The sequence below is a fragment of the Streptomyces sp. NPDC049597 genome (genome assembly GCF_040675505.1).
GTDB lineage: Bacteria > Actinomycetota > Actinomycetes > Streptomycetales > Streptomycetaceae > Streptomyces.
This window is the reverse complement of the sequence record NZ_JBFAOY010000015.1, coordinates 110,363-124,664: the sequence shown is the minus strand read 5'-3', so window position 1 is coordinate 124,664 and position 14,302 is coordinate 110,363. Positions and strand designations below refer to the sequence as shown.

Annotated in this window: 16 protein-coding genes and 1 pseudogene; 16 read left to right on the top strand and 1 reads right to left on the bottom strand. The window is 71.2% G+C overall.

Annotated elements, in window-relative coordinates; all coding sequences use genetic code 11:
* The first annotated feature begins 75 nt into the window (after positions 1-75).
* From rimM to AB0K02_RS19065, 14 genes and pseudogenes are all read left to right on the top strand, one after another.
* The gene (gene rimM / locus AB0K02_RS19130; protein ID WP_365993626.1) at positions 76-624 is read left to right on the top strand and encodes a ribosome maturation factor RimM; all 549 of its coding nucleotides are present in this window, start codon (positions 76-78) and stop codon (positions 622-624) included.
* Positions 624-1,445, top strand: a complete 822-nt coding sequence (gene trmD / locus AB0K02_RS19125; protein WP_365993625.1) for a tRNA (guanosine(37)-N1)-methyltransferase TrmD — start codon at positions 624-626, stop codon at positions 1,443-1,445. The genes rimM and trmD overlap by 1 nt, the downstream gene beginning before the upstream one ends.
* A 125-nt stretch (positions 1,446-1,570) precedes the next feature.
* On the top strand, positions 1,571-1,921 hold the full coding sequence (rplS, locus tag AB0K02_RS19120) for a 50S ribosomal protein L19 (protein WP_307713218.1): 351 nt from the start codon (positions 1,571-1,573) through the stop codon (positions 1,919-1,921).
* A 57-nt stretch (positions 1,922-1,978) separates the two neighbouring features.
* Positions 1,979-2,758, top strand: a complete 780-nt coding sequence (gene lepB, locus AB0K02_RS19115) for a signal peptidase I (protein WP_365993624.1) — start codon at positions 1,979-1,981, stop codon at positions 2,756-2,758.
* Positions 2,751-3,780: pseudogene (lepB, locus tag AB0K02_RS19110) on the top strand (signal peptidase I); the annotation flags it as partial. The gene lepB (AB0K02_RS19115) and the pseudogene lepB (AB0K02_RS19110), both read left to right, overlap by 8 nt.
* On the top strand, positions 3,728-4,639 hold the full coding sequence (lepB, locus tag AB0K02_RS19105; protein ID WP_365993623.1) for a signal peptidase I: 912 nt from the start codon (positions 3,728-3,730) through the stop codon (positions 4,637-4,639). The pseudogene lepB (AB0K02_RS19110) and the gene lepB (AB0K02_RS19105), both read left to right, overlap by 53 nt.
* 69 nt (positions 4,640-4,708) lie before the next feature.
* Positions 4,709-5,449, top strand: coding sequence for a signal peptidase I (gene lepB / locus AB0K02_RS19100; protein WP_365993622.1), 741 nt, complete (start codon positions 4,709-4,711; stop codon positions 5,447-5,449).
* Positions 5,439-5,948 carry an NUDIX hydrolase gene (locus AB0K02_RS19095; RefSeq protein ID WP_365993621.1) on the top strand — a complete coding sequence of 170 codons (510 nt, stop codon included), beginning with the start codon at positions 5,439-5,441 and terminating at the stop codon, positions 5,946-5,948. Before lepB (AB0K02_RS19100) ends, AB0K02_RS19095 begins: the two co-directional genes overlap by 11 nt.
* A gap of 55 nt (positions 5,949-6,003) precedes the next feature.
* A complete protein-coding gene (locus tag AB0K02_RS19090; RefSeq protein WP_005311352.1) occupies positions 6,004-6,312 on the top strand; it encodes a DUF2469 domain-containing protein in 309 nt (102 codons plus the stop codon).
* 119 nt (positions 6,313-6,431) lie between these two features.
* Entirely contained in the window at positions 6,432-6,794 is a 363-nt protein-coding gene (locus tag AB0K02_RS19085; protein ID WP_365993620.1) for a YraN family protein, read from the top strand.
* Positions 6,795-8,414: a YifB family Mg chelatase-like AAA ATPase gene (locus tag AB0K02_RS19080; RefSeq protein WP_365993619.1), complete on the top strand. Its 1,620-nt coding sequence runs from the start codon at positions 6,795-6,797 to the stop codon at positions 8,412-8,414.
* A gap of 89 nt (positions 8,415-8,503) precedes the next feature.
* Entirely contained in the window at positions 8,504-9,640 is a 1,137-nt protein-coding gene (gene dprA / locus AB0K02_RS19075) for a DNA-processing protein DprA (protein WP_365993618.1), read from the top strand.
* A 240-nt stretch (positions 9,641-9,880) separates the two neighbouring features.
* Entirely contained in the window at positions 9,881-10,717 is an 837-nt protein-coding gene (gene whiG, locus AB0K02_RS19070; protein WP_365993617.1) for an RNA polymerase sigma factor WhiG, read from the top strand.
* A gap of 61 nt (positions 10,718-10,778) precedes the next feature.
* The gene (locus tag AB0K02_RS19065) at positions 10,779-11,336 is read left to right on the top strand and encodes a helix-turn-helix domain-containing protein (RefSeq protein ID WP_365993672.1); all 558 of its coding nucleotides are present in this window, start codon (positions 10,779-10,781) and stop codon (positions 11,334-11,336) included.
* 34 nt (positions 11,337-11,370) lie between these two features.
* Here the strand turns inward: AB0K02_RS19065 and AB0K02_RS19060 are convergent, their stop codons facing one another.
* Positions 11,371-12,129: a M23 family metallopeptidase gene (locus tag AB0K02_RS19060; RefSeq protein WP_365993616.1), complete on the bottom strand. Its 759-nt coding sequence runs from the start codon at positions 12,127-12,129 to the stop codon at positions 11,371-11,373.
* A 258-nt stretch (positions 12,130-12,387) separates the two neighbouring features.
* On the opposite strand from AB0K02_RS19060, the gene rpsB reads away from it, so the two are divergent.
* Positions 12,388-13,266, top strand: a complete 879-nt coding sequence (rpsB, locus tag AB0K02_RS19055) for a 30S ribosomal protein S2 (protein ID WP_365993615.1) — start codon at positions 12,388-12,390, stop codon at positions 13,264-13,266.
* Positions 13,267-13,388: 122 nt separating this feature from the next.
* Positions 13,389-14,225, top strand: coding sequence for a translation elongation factor Ts (gene tsf, locus AB0K02_RS19050; RefSeq protein WP_365993614.1), 837 nt, complete (start codon positions 13,389-13,391; stop codon positions 14,223-14,225).
* Positions 14,226-14,302: the final 77 nt, after the last annotated feature.

The following is a 14,302-nucleotide window of genomic DNA, read 5'->3' as shown; positions in this document are numbered from 1 at the left end:
CCGCAGCACCGGCTCGGGCCGGGGAGGGCTTACGGGCCCGCCCCGGCCCGTCGTCGTATCGAAGGAGAGACAAGCGTGCAGCTGGTAGTGGCGCGGATCGGCCGCGCCCATGGCATCAAGGGCGAGGTCACCGTCGAGGTGCGCACGGACGAGCCGGAACTGCGGCTCGGCCCCGGCGCCGTACTGGCCACCGACCCGGCCGCCGCGGGACCGCTGACGATCGAGTCGGGCCGGGTGCACAGCGGCCGGCTCCTGCTGCGCTTCGAGGGCGTGCGCGACCGCAACGCCGCCGAGGCCCTGCGCAACACGCTGCTGATCGCGGAGGTGGACCCCGAGGAGCTTCCCGAGGACCCGGACGAGTACTACGACCACCAGCTGATGGACCTCGACGTGGTGCTCGCGGACGGCACGGAGATCGGGCGCATCACCGAGATCAGCCACCTGCCCTCGCAGGACCTGTTCATCGTCGAGCGGCCCGACGGCAGCGAGGTGATGATCCCGTTCGTCGAGGAGATCGTCACCGAGATCGACCTGGCCGAGCAGAAGGCCGTCATCGACCCGCCGCCCGGCCTCATCGACGACAGCGAGGCCGAGATCGCGTCCAGCCGCGAGGACGAGTCCTGATGCGGCTCGACGTCGTCACGATCTTCCCCGAGTACCTGGAGCCGCTGAACGTCTCCCTCGTCGGCAAGGCGCGCGCCCGCGGACAGCTCGGCGTCCACGTGCACGACCTGCGCGACTGGACGTACGACCGCCACCACACGGTCGACGACACCCCGTACGGCGGCGGCCCCGGCATGGTCATGAAGACCGATCCGTGGGGCGACGCCCTGGACGAGGTCCTCGCGAACGGCTACGAGTCGGGCGCCCATGGCCCCGTCCTCGTCGTCCCGACGCCCAGCGGCCGCCCCTTCACCCAGGAAATCGCCGTCGAGCTCTCCGAGCGGCCCTGGCTCATCTTCACGCCCGCCCGCTACGAGGGCATCGACCGCCGGGTCGTCGACGAGTACGCGACCCGCATGCCGGTGTACGAGGTCTCCATCGGCGACTACGTGCTGGCGGGCGGCGAGGCGGCCGTCCTGGTCGTCACGGAGGCCGTGGCCCGGCTGCTCCCCGGCGTCCTCGGCAACGCCGAGTCGCACCGGGACGACTCCTTCGCGCCCGGCGCCATGGCCAATCTGCTGGAAGGGCCCGTCTACACCAAGCCCCCCGTGTGGCGCGGACGCGCGATCCCGGACGTGCTGGTCAGCGGCCACCACGGCAAGATCGCGCGCTGGCGGCGGGACGAGGCGTTCCGCCGTACGGCCCTCAACAGGCCCGATCTCCTAGAGCGTTGCGACCCCGCGGCCTTCGACAAGAAGGACAGGGAGATCCTCTCCCTGCTCGGCTGGGCCCCGGATCCCGGCGGCCGATTTTGGCGCAGGCCCGAGGCCATGGAAGAATGAGCCGCTGCTGTACGTCCGGCCGGCGCCCCTGCCACAGGGGGAACGACGCCCGCCCGGCTGAGGCACCCCTTCTCATCACGACATTCCGTCGATGACCTGTGGCATCGGCGAGGAAGCAGACCACCATGGCTCACCTGCTCGACAGCGTCAACGCGGCTTCGCTGCGCACCGACGTCCCGGCCTTCCGTCCCGGTGACACCGTGAACGTCCACGTTCGCGTCATCGAGGGCAACCGCTCCCGTATCCAGCAGTTCAAGGGCGTCGTCATCCGCCGCCAGGGCGCGGGCGTGAGCGAGACCTTCACGGTCCGCAAGGTCTCCTTCTCCGTCGGCGTCGAGCGCACCTTCCCGGTGCACAGCCCGATCTTCGAGAAGATCGAGCTCGTCACCCGTGGTGACGTCCGTCGCGCCAAGCTGTACTACCTGCGCGACCTGCGCGGCAAGGCTGCCAAGATCAAGGAGAAGCGCGACAACTGAGCTCCGGCTCATACACGCGCCCGGTGTCACAGGGCGGCCGGATAGGCTCTGCCACCGATGGACACCGAAGCACAGCACACGGAGCGCGACCGCTCTTCCGCACCCGAGGACGGGGCGCGGGGGGAGGGGTCGCGCTCCGCGCGTCGTTACGGCCTCTCCCGGATGTCCCTGCGCGCCGCGGCGCTGACCGGTCTCGCCTGCACCGTCCTCGTCCTGCTGTTCAGTCACTTCGTGGTGCAGCCCTTCCAGATCCCGAGCAGCTCCATGGAGCCCGTCCTGCAGGTCGGCGACCGGGTGCTGGTGAACAAGCTGGCCTACCGGTCCGGCTCCGAACCGGCACGCGGAGACGTCGTTGTCTTCGACGGCAGAGGTTCCTTCGTGCCCGAGGAACTGACGGAAAACCCCGTGAGTTCCGTAGTACGAGAGGGGCTCGCCATGCTCGGGCTCGCCGAGCCGGCCGAGACGGATTTCGTCAAGCGTGTGGTGGGCACGGGCGGGGACCGGGTGGTCTGCTGCGATACGGAGGGCAGGATCGAGGTGAACGGTGCACCGGTCGAGGAGGGATACCTCCACCCCGACGGCGTGCCCTCGGAGGTGGCCTTCGACATCGTCGTTCCCGAGGGGAAGCTGTGGGTCATGGGTGACCACCGCAGCGCGTCACGCGACTCCCGGGACCACCTGGGCGAGCCGGGCGGCGGCATGGTGCCCGTGGACAGGGTGATCGGCCGGGCCGACTGGATCGGCTGGCCCGCGGGGCGCTGGTCCGGCCTGGAGCCCACCGACGCCTTCGCCGGCGTGCCCGATCCCGGCCCGCTGTCCGGCGGTGCCCATGGGTAACCGCGGACGCCGTGCCAGCCACCGGGCCGACACCCGGCTGCCCACCGGGACACGGCCCACGGACGGCGGGCGGCCCCTGCCGGGCCGGGCGGAGCGGCGCAGGCTCGCGCAGAAGGTCCGGCGCAAGCGCCGCCGCTCGGCCGTCAAGGAGATACCGCTCCTGATCACCGTGGCGCTGCTGATAGCGCTGGTGCTGAAGACGTTCCTGGTGCAGGCCTTCGTCATCCCGTCCGGCTCGATGGAGCAGACGATCCGCATCCAGGACCGGGTCCTGGTCGACAAGCTCACGCCGTGGTTCGGCTCGAAGCCGCAGCGCGGCGACGTCGTCGTGTTCAAGGACCCCGGCGGCTGGCTGCCGAAGGACGAGAAGCCGAAGACCGACGATCCGGTCGTTGTGAAGCAGGTCAAGCAGGGGCTGACGTTCATCGGGCTGCTGCCGTCCGACGACGAGCGCGACCTGATCAAGCGGGTCGTGGCGGTCGGCGGGGACACCGTGAAGTGCTGCGACGCCAACGGCCTCGTCACCGTCAACGGCGTACCGCTGAACGAGCCCTATCTGCACCCCGGAAACGTTCCGTCGACCATGAAGTTCGACGTGAAAGTGCCCGCCGGGCGGCTGTTCGTGATGGGCGACCACCGCTCCAACTCCGCCGACTCCCGCTTCCACCTCGACGAGGAGGGCGAGGGCACCGTGGCGGAGGACCAGGTCGTCGGACGCGCCGTCGTCATCGCCTGGCCGCTGGACCACTGGCGCAGACTGGAGGAGCCGGAGACCTACGCATCCGTCCCGGACGCGCGCGCCGGACAGACCGCGGCGGCACCGAGGTCGAATAGTGTGTCCTCTCAGGATCTGAACGGAATGGTCCTGCTCCCGAGCCCTGCGGAACTCCCGCTCGTTATGGGAGTGGTGGGCCTGCTCCTGGTACGGGGCAGGCGGTTGGCACGCAGTGAGGAGTGGATGTGGGGGACGTGGCGGTCGGCGCACGGTCCGGACACGACGATCCCGAGGACCGGCAGGGGCGACTCCCCGCACAGCCCTCGGACATGACGGATGGGGCGGTGCCGACGACCGGGGAAGACGACGCGTCGGAGGGCAGCGGTACGGGACAGAAGAAGCAGCGATCCTTCTGGAAGGAACTGCCGCTCCTGATCGGTATCGCGCTGCTGCTCGCGCTTCTGATCAAGACCTTCCTGGTACAGGCGTTCTCCATCCCGTCGGAATCGATGATGAACACCCTGCAGCGCGGTGACCGGGTGCTTGTCGACAAGCTCACGCCGTGGTTCGGCGCCGAGCCCGAGCGCGGCGAGGTCGTCGTCTTCCACGACCCGGGCGGCTGGTTGGAAGGCGAGCCCACACCGGAGCCGAACGTGCTCCAGGAGGTCCTCAGCTTCATCGGGCTGATGCCGTCCGCCGAGGACAAGGACCTCATCAAGCGGACGATCGCGGTCGCCGGCGACACCGTGGAGTGCAAGAAGGACGGCCCGCTCAAGGTCAACGGCAAGCCGCTGGACGAGCCGTACATCGCCCCCGGCAGCACACCGTGCGACGAGCAGTCCTCCTTCGGGCCGCTGACCGTGCCGAAGGACCGGATCTGGGTGATGGGCGACAACCGCCAGAACTCCCAGGACTCCCGGTACCACATGGAGGACGTCAACGGCGGCTTCGTTCCCGTCGACAAGGTCGTCGGCCGTGCGGTCGTCGTGGCCTGGCCGCTGAACCGGTGGTCCACGCTCCCCGTGCCGGACACCTTCGACCAGCCGGGACTGGCCGCCGCGCTCTCCTCGGCGCCCGCGGCCATCGGCCTGGCCGGTGCCGTGCCGATCGTGCTCACGCGCAGGAGGAGGCATGCCCGCACACCAGATGTGCGTACCGCCGGGTAGTGTGCGGTCCCGGACAGCAGACCCGGGACCGGCATCCGGGGACGGGATCTCCGAGGCGGGAGCGCTGGGATGAGCGGTGCACGACGTGAGGGCGACGGTCAGGGCCGGCTCGGGGCCGCCCTGTCGGGCATAGCCGTGGCCGTGGGCTGTGTGCTGTTCCTGGGCGGATTCGTCTGGGGCGCCTTGGTCTACCAGCCGTACACGGTCCCCACGGACTCGATGTCGCCTACCGTGCAGGCGGGCGACCGGGTCCTCGCCGAGCGCATATCCGGCGACGAGGTGCGGCGCGGCGACGTCGTCGTCTTCCGCGACAAGACCTGGGGCGACATGCCCATGATCAAGCGCGTGGTCGGTGTCGGCGGCGACGAGATCACCTGCTGCGACGAGGGACGTCTGACCGTCAACGGCAAGGCCGTCGACGAGCCGTATCTGCGCAGCTCGGGACCGGCCGCGGAGAAGTTCACCGCACAGGTGCCCGAGGGGCAGCTGTTCCTGCTCGGTGACGAACGCAAGGGCTCGCTGGACTCCCGGTCCCACCTGCAGGAGGCGGGCCAGGGATCGGTGCCCCGCTCGGCCGTGGAGGCGCGCGTGGATGCCGTGGCCTGGCCGCTGAGCGGCGAGACGGTGGACCGCCCCGAAGGATTCGCCGCACTGCCCGGCGGGGTGTCCCGTCCCGGGCCGGTGGGACTCATGGTCGGGGCCGTCGTGGCCGGAGCAGTCCTCATCGTGGGCGGCGCGGCGTACGGGCCGGTGGCCGCCCGGATCGGCGGAGGACGGCGTGGGCAGGCGGTGACCGCGGGTGCCGCATGAGGTGCGGGCCGCCGAGGCCGGAGCGCGGAAGGTCGCCCGGGTCGTGCTGCTGGACCCGCAGGACCGGATCCTGCTGCTGCACGGCTTCGAGCCGGACGATCCGGCGGACGACTGGTGGTTCACCCCTGGCGGCGGTCTCGAGGGGGACGAGAGCCGCGAGGAGGCGGCGCTGCGCGAGCTGGCCGAGGAGACCGGGATCACCGAGGTGGAACTGGGGCCCGTCCTGTGGCAGCGGCACTGCTCGTTCCCGTTCGCCGGGCGGCGCTGGGATCAGGACGAGTGGTACTTCCTGGCGCGTACCACCTGCACCGATGCGGTCCCGCAGGCGCTCACGGAGCTGGAGCGCCGAAGCGTCAGGGGCCTGAGGTGGTGGACCTCCGCCGAACTGTCGGCGGCCCGTGAGACGGTGTACCCGACCAGGCTCGCCGAGCTGCTGCGTACGCTGCTCGACGAAGGACCTCCGCGTGCGCCGGTGGTGCTGGCCCCGGAAATCGTCTGAGGGCCGAGGATGCTGGAGCACAATAGGGGGACGCAAGGCTGAAGGGGAACATGCCATGAGCGCCGAGGACCTCGAGAAGTACGAGACCGAGATGGAGCTGAAGCTCTACCGGGAGTACCGAGATGTCGTCGGTCTGTTCAAATACGTGATCGAGACGGAGCGCCGCTTCTACCTCACCAACGACTACGAGATGCAGGTGCACTCGGTGCAGGGTGAGGTCTTCTTCGAGGTCTCGATGGCCGACGCCTGGGTCTGGGACATGTACCGCCCGGCCCGCTTCGTCAAGCAGGTACGGGTGCTCACGTTCAAGGACGTGAACATCGAGGAGCTCAACAAGAGCGACCTGGAGCTCCCCGGCAGCTGACCGCTGTCCTCGTCCGGGGGACGGAGTTTTCCACAATCCCGTGGTTGTCCACGGTTTCCTCCCAAGATCCACAAATCCGGGGCCGGCGTATCAGAGTCGGTGCCGGAGGTGGTGCCGAAATGAACGCGACGGGGGCACTGGGACGGTACGGCGAGGACCTGGCGGCACGGCTGCTGGTCGGGTCCGGAATGCGACTGCTGGCGAGGAACTGGCGCTGTGGACGCGCCGGTGAGATCGACATCGTCGCCCGCGACGGCGACACGGTGGTCGTCTGCGAGGTCAAGACCCGCAGAGCCGGCTGCTACGAGCATCCGATGGCCGCCGTCACCCCGGCCAAGGCGAGACGGCTCCGGCGTCTCGCCGACTGCTGGCTGGAGCGGCACGGGGGCCCGCCGCCGGGCGGAGTGCGCATCGATCTCGTGGGCGTGACGCTGCCCAGGCGCGGGGCCGCCGTCGTCGAGCACGCCAGGGGGGTGGCCTAAATGGGGTTCGCCCGTGCGTGTTCCGTGGCGCTCGTGGGCGTCGAGGGGGTGGTCGTCGAGGTCCAGGCGGACCTGGAACCGGGGGTCGCCGCGTTCACGCTGGTCGGTCTGCCGGACAAGAGCCTGGTGGAGAGCCGGGACCGGGTGCGCGCCGCCGTGGTCAACTCCGGCGGCGAATGGCCGCAGAAGAAGCTCACCGTGGGGCTGAGCCCGGCCTCCGTGCCCAAGGGCGGAAGCGGATTCGACCTGGCGGTGGCCTGTGCCGTCCTGGGCGCCGCCGAGCGCATCGACCCGCGGCAGATCGCCGATCTCGTGCTGATCGGGGAGCTCGGGCTCGACGGTCGGGTACGGCCCGTGCGCGGGGTGCTCCCGGCGGTGCTCGCCGCGGCCGAGGCGGGGTACGAGCACGTGGTCGTCCCGGAGCAGACGGCCGGGGAGGCCGCGCTCGTGCCGGGGATCTCGGTGCTCGGGGTGCGCAGCCTGCGACAGCTCATCGCCGTCCTGGCCGACGAGCCGGTCCCGGACGAGGAGCCGGTCGAGCCGGGGCGCCCCGACGCCATGCTCGCGGGCCTCCTGGTCCCCGGCGCGGGCGTCGGCACCGGACTGGCGGTCGACCGGCCGGACAGCGACGGGCCGGACCTGGCCGACGTGGCCGGCCAGCACGCGGCGCGCACCGGGCTGGAGGTCGCGGCGGCCGGCGGGCACCACCTCCTGCTCTCGGGGCCGCCCGGCGCGGGGAAGACGATGCTGGCCGAGCGGCTGCCCGCCGTGCTGCCACCGCTGTCCCGGCGGGAGTCCCTGGAGGTGACGGCGGTCCACTCGGTGGCCGGCATCCTGCCGCCGGGCGAGCCGCTCGTGAGGACCCCGCCGTACTGCGCGCCGCACCACTCGGCCACCATGCAGGCCCTGGTCGGCGGGGGAAACGGGCTGCCGAAGCCGGGCGCCGTCTCGCTGGCGCACCGAGGGGTGCTCTTTCTCGACGAAGCGCCCGAGTTCTCCGGAAAGGCCCTGGACGCCCTGCGTCAGCCGCTGGAGTCGGGCCATGTCGTGGTCGCCAGGAGCGGGGGAGTGGTGCGGCTGCCCGCCCGCTTCCTGATGGTGCTGGCCGCCAATCCGTGCCCGTGCGGGAGGCACACCCTGCACGGCGCGGGCTGCGAATGCCCCTCGTCCCTGATCAGGCGGTACCAGGCGCGGCTGTCCGGGCCGCTGCTCGACCGGGTCGACCTGCGGATCCAGGTCGAGCCGGTGAGCCGCTCGGACCTGCTCGGCCACGGTGGGCGCGGCGAATCCACGGCGACGGTCGCCGACCGCGTACGGGAGGCCAGAGATCGGGCCGCCGTTCGCCTCGACGGCACGCCGTGGACGGTCAACAGCGAGGTGCCCGGCCATGAGCTGCGCACGCGCTGGACCGTAGCGCCCGGGGCCCTGAGCGCCGCCGAGCGGGACGTGGAGCGGGGACTTCTCACGGCGCGCGGCCTCGACCGGGTGCTGCGCGTCGCGTGGACGGTCGCCGACCTCGCGGGGCACGACCGACCGGACGCGCAGGACGTCGCCCTCGCTCTCGAACTGCGCACCGGCATCGCCAGGGGCGTTCCGGCCGTCGCGGGGGCGGCCCCGTGACGGGGGCGGTGCGCCGGGACGGCACCAGGGGGGTCCCGGGCCGGGACGCTCCGCCGGGCGGACCGGCCCAGCAGGGCGAAGCGGAGCGTGTGGCGCGTTCGACGCTCACCCAGATCCTGGAGCCGGGCGACGAGAAGGGCGGTCGCTGGCTGAGGGAGCTGGGTGCGCAGGGGCTGCTTGCGCTGCTGATGTCGGACGCGTACGAGAAGGGGGCGCTGCCGGGGGCGTCCGAGCGCCGGGTGACCGGGCTGCGTGCCCGTGCAGCCGGGGTCGTGCCGGGGCAGCGGCTGACGGCGGTCCGCGCGCTCGGGGGCAGGTTCGTCATGCCCGGGGACACGGAGTGGCCGACCCAGCTCGACGACCTCGGCGACGCCCGCCCGGTCGGCCTGTGGGTGCGGGGCCTGCCCGACCTGCGCACCTGGGCACTGCGGTCGGTGGCCGTGGTCGGCGCCCGGGCCTGCACGCCCTACGGGGCGCACATGTCGGCCGTGCTCGCCACCGGGCTCGCCGAGCGGGGCTGGGTGGTGGTCTCCGGGGCGGCCTTCGGCGTCGACGGCGCGGCCCACCGGGGGGCGCTCGCCGCCGGTGGCGCCACCGTCGCCGTTCTGGCCTGCGGGGTCGACGTCGCCTATCCGCCCGGTCACACGGAGCTGATCAAGCGCATCGTGCAACAGGGGCTCGTCGTTGGCGAGTTGCCACCAGGAGACCATCCCACCCCGAGCCGGTTCGTCCTCCGGAACAGGGTGATCGCGGCCCTCACCCGGGGCACCGTCGTCGTCGAGGCGGAGTACCGCAGCGGCTCCCTGGTCACCGCCCGCAGAGCGCAGCAGCTCGGACGCTTCACGATAGGCGTTCCCGGGCCCGTGACCAGCGGTCTCTCTGCCGGGGTGCACGAACTGCTGCGCGGCGGCGCCACGCTCGTCACCGACGCCGCCGAAGTGGTCGAGCTCGTGGGTGACATGGGCGACCTCGCGCCCGAGCGCACCGGCCCCGTCCTGCCCAGGGATCTTCTGGATCCCGGCAGCAGGCGGGTCCTCGAGTCGCTGCCCGCCCGGCGCGCGGTCTCCTGTGCTGAGGCCGCTCGGTGCGCCGGTACGACGGACGACGAGGCGCTCGGCAGGCTGTACGAACTGCACTCGCTCGGCTTTGTCGAGCGGTGCCCGGAAGGGTGGAGGTTGGCCTCTCGCGCCATTCGGGGTTCGAACGCGCGGCGAGGCGATGCTTGACCTGGAGCATTCGGGTGAAAAGGTGAAGGCGATGACCTTCGGAGTCCCGTGCGTGACGTCTGAGGGGCCGGTGCGCAGGGCATCGGCCCCGAATCGAAGGTGTGGGCGAGGGCGAATACCCGAGCAGGTTCGTTCCGCTTCCCTCGCCCACCGCGACGGCGCAGTCACGCTACGCTCACCGGGTTCCGGCCTCGGCCTCCCCGTCCCGCCCCCTCGCAGCAGAACGGCTCAAGACAACGCATGCCCCAGCACACGTCCGGGTCTGACCGCGCGGCAGTGCCACCCGCTGCCCGTGGCACCGTGCGGCCCTCGGCTCCCTCGTCGGTCGAGGAGCTGTGGCGCTCGTACAAGGCCACGGGTGACGAGCGGCTGCGGGAGCAGTTGATCCTGCACTACTCGCCGCTGGTCAAGTATGTGGCGGGCCGCGTCAGCGTGGGGCTGCCCTCCAATGTCGAGCAGGCCGACTTCGTCTCCTCCGGCGTCTTCGGGCTCATCGACGCCATCGAGAAGTTCGACCTCGACCGGTCGATCAAGTTCGAGACGTACGCGATCACCCGCATCCGGGGCGCGATGATCGACGAACTGCGGGCGCTGGACTGGATCCCGCGCTCGGTGCGGCAGAAGGCCCGTGCCGTCGAACGCGCCTACGCCACGCTGGAGGCCCAGCTGCGGCGCACGCCCTCGGAGGCCGAGGTCGCCGCCGAGATGGACATCACGGTCGAGGAACTGCACGCGGTTTTCAGCCAGTTGTCCCTGGCCAACGTCGTGGCGCTGGAAGAGCTGCTGCATGTGGGAGGCGAGGGGGGCGACCGGCTCAGCCTCATGGACACGCTGGAGGACACGGCGGCGGACAACCCGGTCGAGGTCGCCGAGGACCGGGAGCTGCGCCGGCTGCTCGCCCGGGCCATCAACACCCTGCCCGACCGGGAGAAGACCGTCGTCACGCTCTACTACTACGAAGGACTCACCCTGGCCGAGATCGGCCATGTCCTCGGGGTCACCGAGAGCCGCGTCAGCCAGATCCACACGAAGTCGGTCCTGCAACTGCGGGCGAAGCTGGCCGACGTAGGACGTTGACGCCGAGTCGTCCGGGCCGCATCCGTACAGTGGAGGCGTGCCCAGGATTCGAGCGGCCTCCGTGGCCGAGCACCGGACGATGCAGCGAGGCGCCCTGCTGGACGCCGCGCGCTCCCTCCTGTCCGAAGGCGGTACGGAGGCGCTGACCTTCCCCGCACTCGCCGAGCGCACGGGCCTGGCGAGGTCCTCCGTCTACGAGTACTTCCGCTCGCGCGCCGCGGTCGTCGAAGAGCTCTGCGCCGTGGACTTCCCCGTGTGGGCGGCGGAGGTCGAGGCCGCGATGGACCGCGCGGACACGCCCGAGGGCAGGGTCGAGGCGTATGTGCGCCGGCAGCTCGACCTGGTCGGCGACCGGCGCCACCGGGCGGTCGTCGCGATCTCCGCGAGCGAGCTGGACGCCGGAGCGCGCGAGAAGATCCGCGCCGCCCACGGCGGGCTGATCGCGATGATCGTCGAGGCACTGCGGGATTTGGGCCAGGAACAGCCCCGGCTCGGGGCGATGCTGCTGCAGGGCGTCGTGGACGCAGCGGTCCGCCGTATCGAGCTCGGCGCGGCCGAGGACCCGGCCACCGTCGCCGACGCGGCGGTCGCGATGGCGCTGCGCGGCGTCCGGGGCTGAGGCAGGCGGGGCGGCGGGCCAGGGGCGTCGCGGGCTAGGGGAGCGGTACGCCGAAGACCGGGAGCAGCCTGGACGGTGGTCGGCGCAGTATCGAGGGCGACAGCAGGCTGAGCGGATTCAGGTACTCCGTGCCCCGCAGCAGGCCCCAGTGCAGGCACCCCGCGGCGCAGTGCGACGGCCCCGCGTCGATCGTCCCCACGACCTGCCCGGCGGCGACCTCCTCTCCCTTGTCCACCAGGGGGCGGACCGGTTCGTACGTAATCCTCAGCGGCGGCTCACCCGTACCGGTGAGGCTGATGACCAGCACGCTGCGGTTCGCGACCCGGCCGGCGAAGGCGATCCGGCCGGCCGCCGCGGCGCGGACAGGGGTGCCGGGCGGGGCGGCGAGGTCGACGCCGCGATGCCCGGCGCCGTAGGGCGAAGAGGGCGGCGCCCAGCCCCGCACGACGACGGGCCGGGGCGCCCCGACCGGCCAGCTCCGGGCCCCGCCGTCCCCGCCGGCTTCCTGCGGCCGTGGACCCGCAGCCGCTCCGATCCCGAGAGCCGGTTCCCGATGCGTCGTGTGCGCGTGCGCGCCCGGCCCGGCCGCCGCCCCCGCACCCGAGCGCGCCCCCGCCGTCGCAGCCCGCGTCCCCGTCGAAGTCCCTACGGGTGCCGGCTCAGCACTCGGCCGCCCTCGTGGGGACGACGACGCGAGCAGCGTCAGCAGGATCAAGGTCAGGAGCAGGGCGGGCAGGGCGTGGCGCGGGTGCCTCGCGGGACCTGCGCAGTGCACGGCAAGTACGCGGCTCATGGGGGACACCGTCCCGCGGGCCGTCCCAACCGCGGTGATCTTGGCCCTGATCTGTGGACAACCGGGTGGTTGTGGACAGCGCCGTCACCCGGCACGTCACGGGTCCCGTACACTTCTTCTGGCGATCCGGGTCACCGGGTCGACTTCGCACGCCCCGCCACCCACCCTTTCCGCGGTCGGTGGCCGCGCTCCTCGGTCCCTTGTGGCACGGCGCGTCGGGGCGTCAGGACACAACCGAGAACCCAAGGAGATACGGCCATGGCCGTCGTCACGATGCGGGAGCTGCTGGAGAGCGGCGTCCACTTCGGTCACCAGACCCGTCGTTGGAACCCGAAGATGAAGCGCTTCATCTTCACCGAGCGCAACGGCATCTACATCATCGACCTGCTCCAGTCGCTGTCGTACATCGACCGCGCCTACGAGTTCGTCAAGGAGACCGTCGCGCACGGCGGCTCCATCATGTTCGTCGGTACGAAGAAGCAGGCCCAGGAGGCCATCGCCGAGCAGGCGACGCGCGTCGGCATGCCCTACGTCAACCAGCGCTGGCTGGGCGGCATGCTCACCAACTTCTCCACCGTCTACAAGCGTCTGCAGCGCCTCAAGGAGCTGGAGCAGATCGACTTCGAGGACGTGGCCGCCTCCGGCCTCACCAAGAAGGAGCTCCTGGTCCTCTCCCGCGAGAAGGCCAAGCTGGAGAAGACCCTCGGCGGTATCCGCGAGATGCAGAAGGTGCCGAGCGCCGTCTGGATCGTCGACACCAAGAAGGAGCACATCGCCGTCGGTGAGGCGCGCAAGCTCCACATCCCGGTCGTCGCGATCCTCGACACCAACTGCGACCCCGACGAGGTCGACTACAAGATCCCGGGCAACGACGACGCCATCCGCTCCGTCACCCTGCTCACCCGCGTGATCGCCGACGCCGTCGCCGAGGGCCTCATCGCCCGCTCCGGCGCCGCGACCGGCGACCAGAAGCCGGGCGACAAGGCCGCCGGTGAGCCGCTGGCCGAGTGGGAGCGCGACCTCCTCGAGGGCGAGAAGAAGGCGGACGCCGACAAGGCTGACGAGGCCAAGCCGGCCGAGGCCGCTGCCGAGGCTCCGGCCGCTGAGGCTCCGGCCGCCGAGGCCGAGCAGGCCTGACCTACGGCCTGACCTTCACAGGTTCGGTTGACGACGGCGGGGGCGTGCAGCCCCCGCCGTCCACCCGTAGATCTTCCAGATCTTCGTAGATCTTTCAGACTTCGAGAGAGAAACTCAGACTCATGGCGAACTACACCGCCGCTGACGTCAAGAAGCTCCGCGAGCTCACCGGCGCCGGCATGATGGACTGCAAGAAGGCGCTGGACGAGTCGGACGGCAACGTCGACAAGGCCGTCGAGGCCCTGCGCATCAAGGGCCAGAAGGGCGTCGCCAAGCGCGAGGGCCGCTCCGCCGAGAACGGTGCCGTCGTCTCCCTGATCGCCGACGACAACACCTCCGGTGTCATCGTCGAGCTGAAGTGCGAGACGGACTTCGTCGCCAAGGGCGACAAGTTCCAGGCAGTGGCGAACGCTCTCGCCGCGCACGTCGCCGCCACCTCCCCGGCGGACATCGAGGCGCTGCTCGCCTCCGAGATCGAGCCCGGCAAGACCGTGCAGGCGTACGTCGACGAGGCCAACGCCAACCTCGGCGAGAAGATCGTCCTGGACCGCTTCGCGCAGTTCTCCGGTGGCTACGTCACGGCGTACATGCACCGCACCATGCCCGACCTGCCCCCGCAGATCGGTGTTCTCGTCGAGTTCGACAAGGAGAACGCCGAGATCGCCAAGGGTGTCGCCCAGCACATCGCCGCCTTCGCCCCGAAGTACCTCTCCCGCGAGGACGTCCCGGCCGAGGTCGTCGAGGCCGAGCGCCGCGTCGCCGAGGAGACCACGCGCGCCGAGGGCAAGCCCGAGGCCGCTCTGCCGAAGATCGTCGAGGGCCGGGTCAACGGCTTCTTCAAGGAGGCCACCCTCCTCGGCCAGCCGTACGCGCTCGACAACAAGAAGTCCGTCCAGCAGATCCTGGACGAGGCCGGTGTCACCCTGAAGCGCTTCAGCCGCATCAAGGTCGGCATCTGAGTCCGTACGCGACGGACCCCGGACCCGGGTAGGGTCTGAAGCAGTCGCCCGCGCCAGCGCCGGACGACCGCAGATCT

Coding starts and splice junctions, on each gene's coding strand:
- trmD (WP_365993625.1), top strand. CDS start 624: ATGCGGCTCGACGTCGTCACGATCTTCCCCGAGTACCTGGAGCCGCTG.
- rplS (WP_307713218.1), top strand. CDS start 1,571: ATGGCTCACCTGCTCGACAGCGTCAACGCGGCTTCGCTGCGCACCGAC.
- lepB (WP_365993624.1), top strand. CDS start 1,979: ATGGACACCGAAGCACAGCACACGGAGCGCGACCGCTCTTCCGCACCC.
- lepB (WP_365993622.1), top strand. CDS start 4,709: ATGAGCGGTGCACGACGTGAGGGCGACGGTCAGGGCCGGCTCGGGGCC.
- AB0K02_RS19090 (WP_005311352.1), top strand. CDS start 6,004: ATGAGCGCCGAGGACCTCGAGAAGTACGAGACCGAGATGGAGCTGAAG.
- AB0K02_RS19085 (WP_365993620.1), top strand. CDS start 6,432: ATGAACGCGACGGGGGCACTGGGACGGTACGGCGAGGACCTGGCGGCA.
- AB0K02_RS19080 (WP_365993619.1), top strand. CDS start 6,795: ATGGGGTTCGCCCGTGCGTGTTCCGTGGCGCTCGTGGGCGTCGAGGGG.
- whiG (WP_365993617.1), top strand. CDS start 9,881: ATGCCCCAGCACACGTCCGGGTCTGACCGCGCGGCAGTGCCACCCGCT.
- AB0K02_RS19060 (WP_365993616.1), bottom strand. CDS start 12,129: ATGAGCCGCGTACTTGCCGTGCACTGCGCAGGTCCCGCGAGGCACCCG.
- rpsB (WP_365993615.1), top strand. CDS start 12,388: ATGGCCGTCGTCACGATGCGGGAGCTGCTGGAGAGCGGCGTCCACTTC.
- tsf (WP_365993614.1), top strand. CDS start 13,389: ATGGCGAACTACACCGCCGCTGACGTCAAGAAGCTCCGCGAGCTCACC.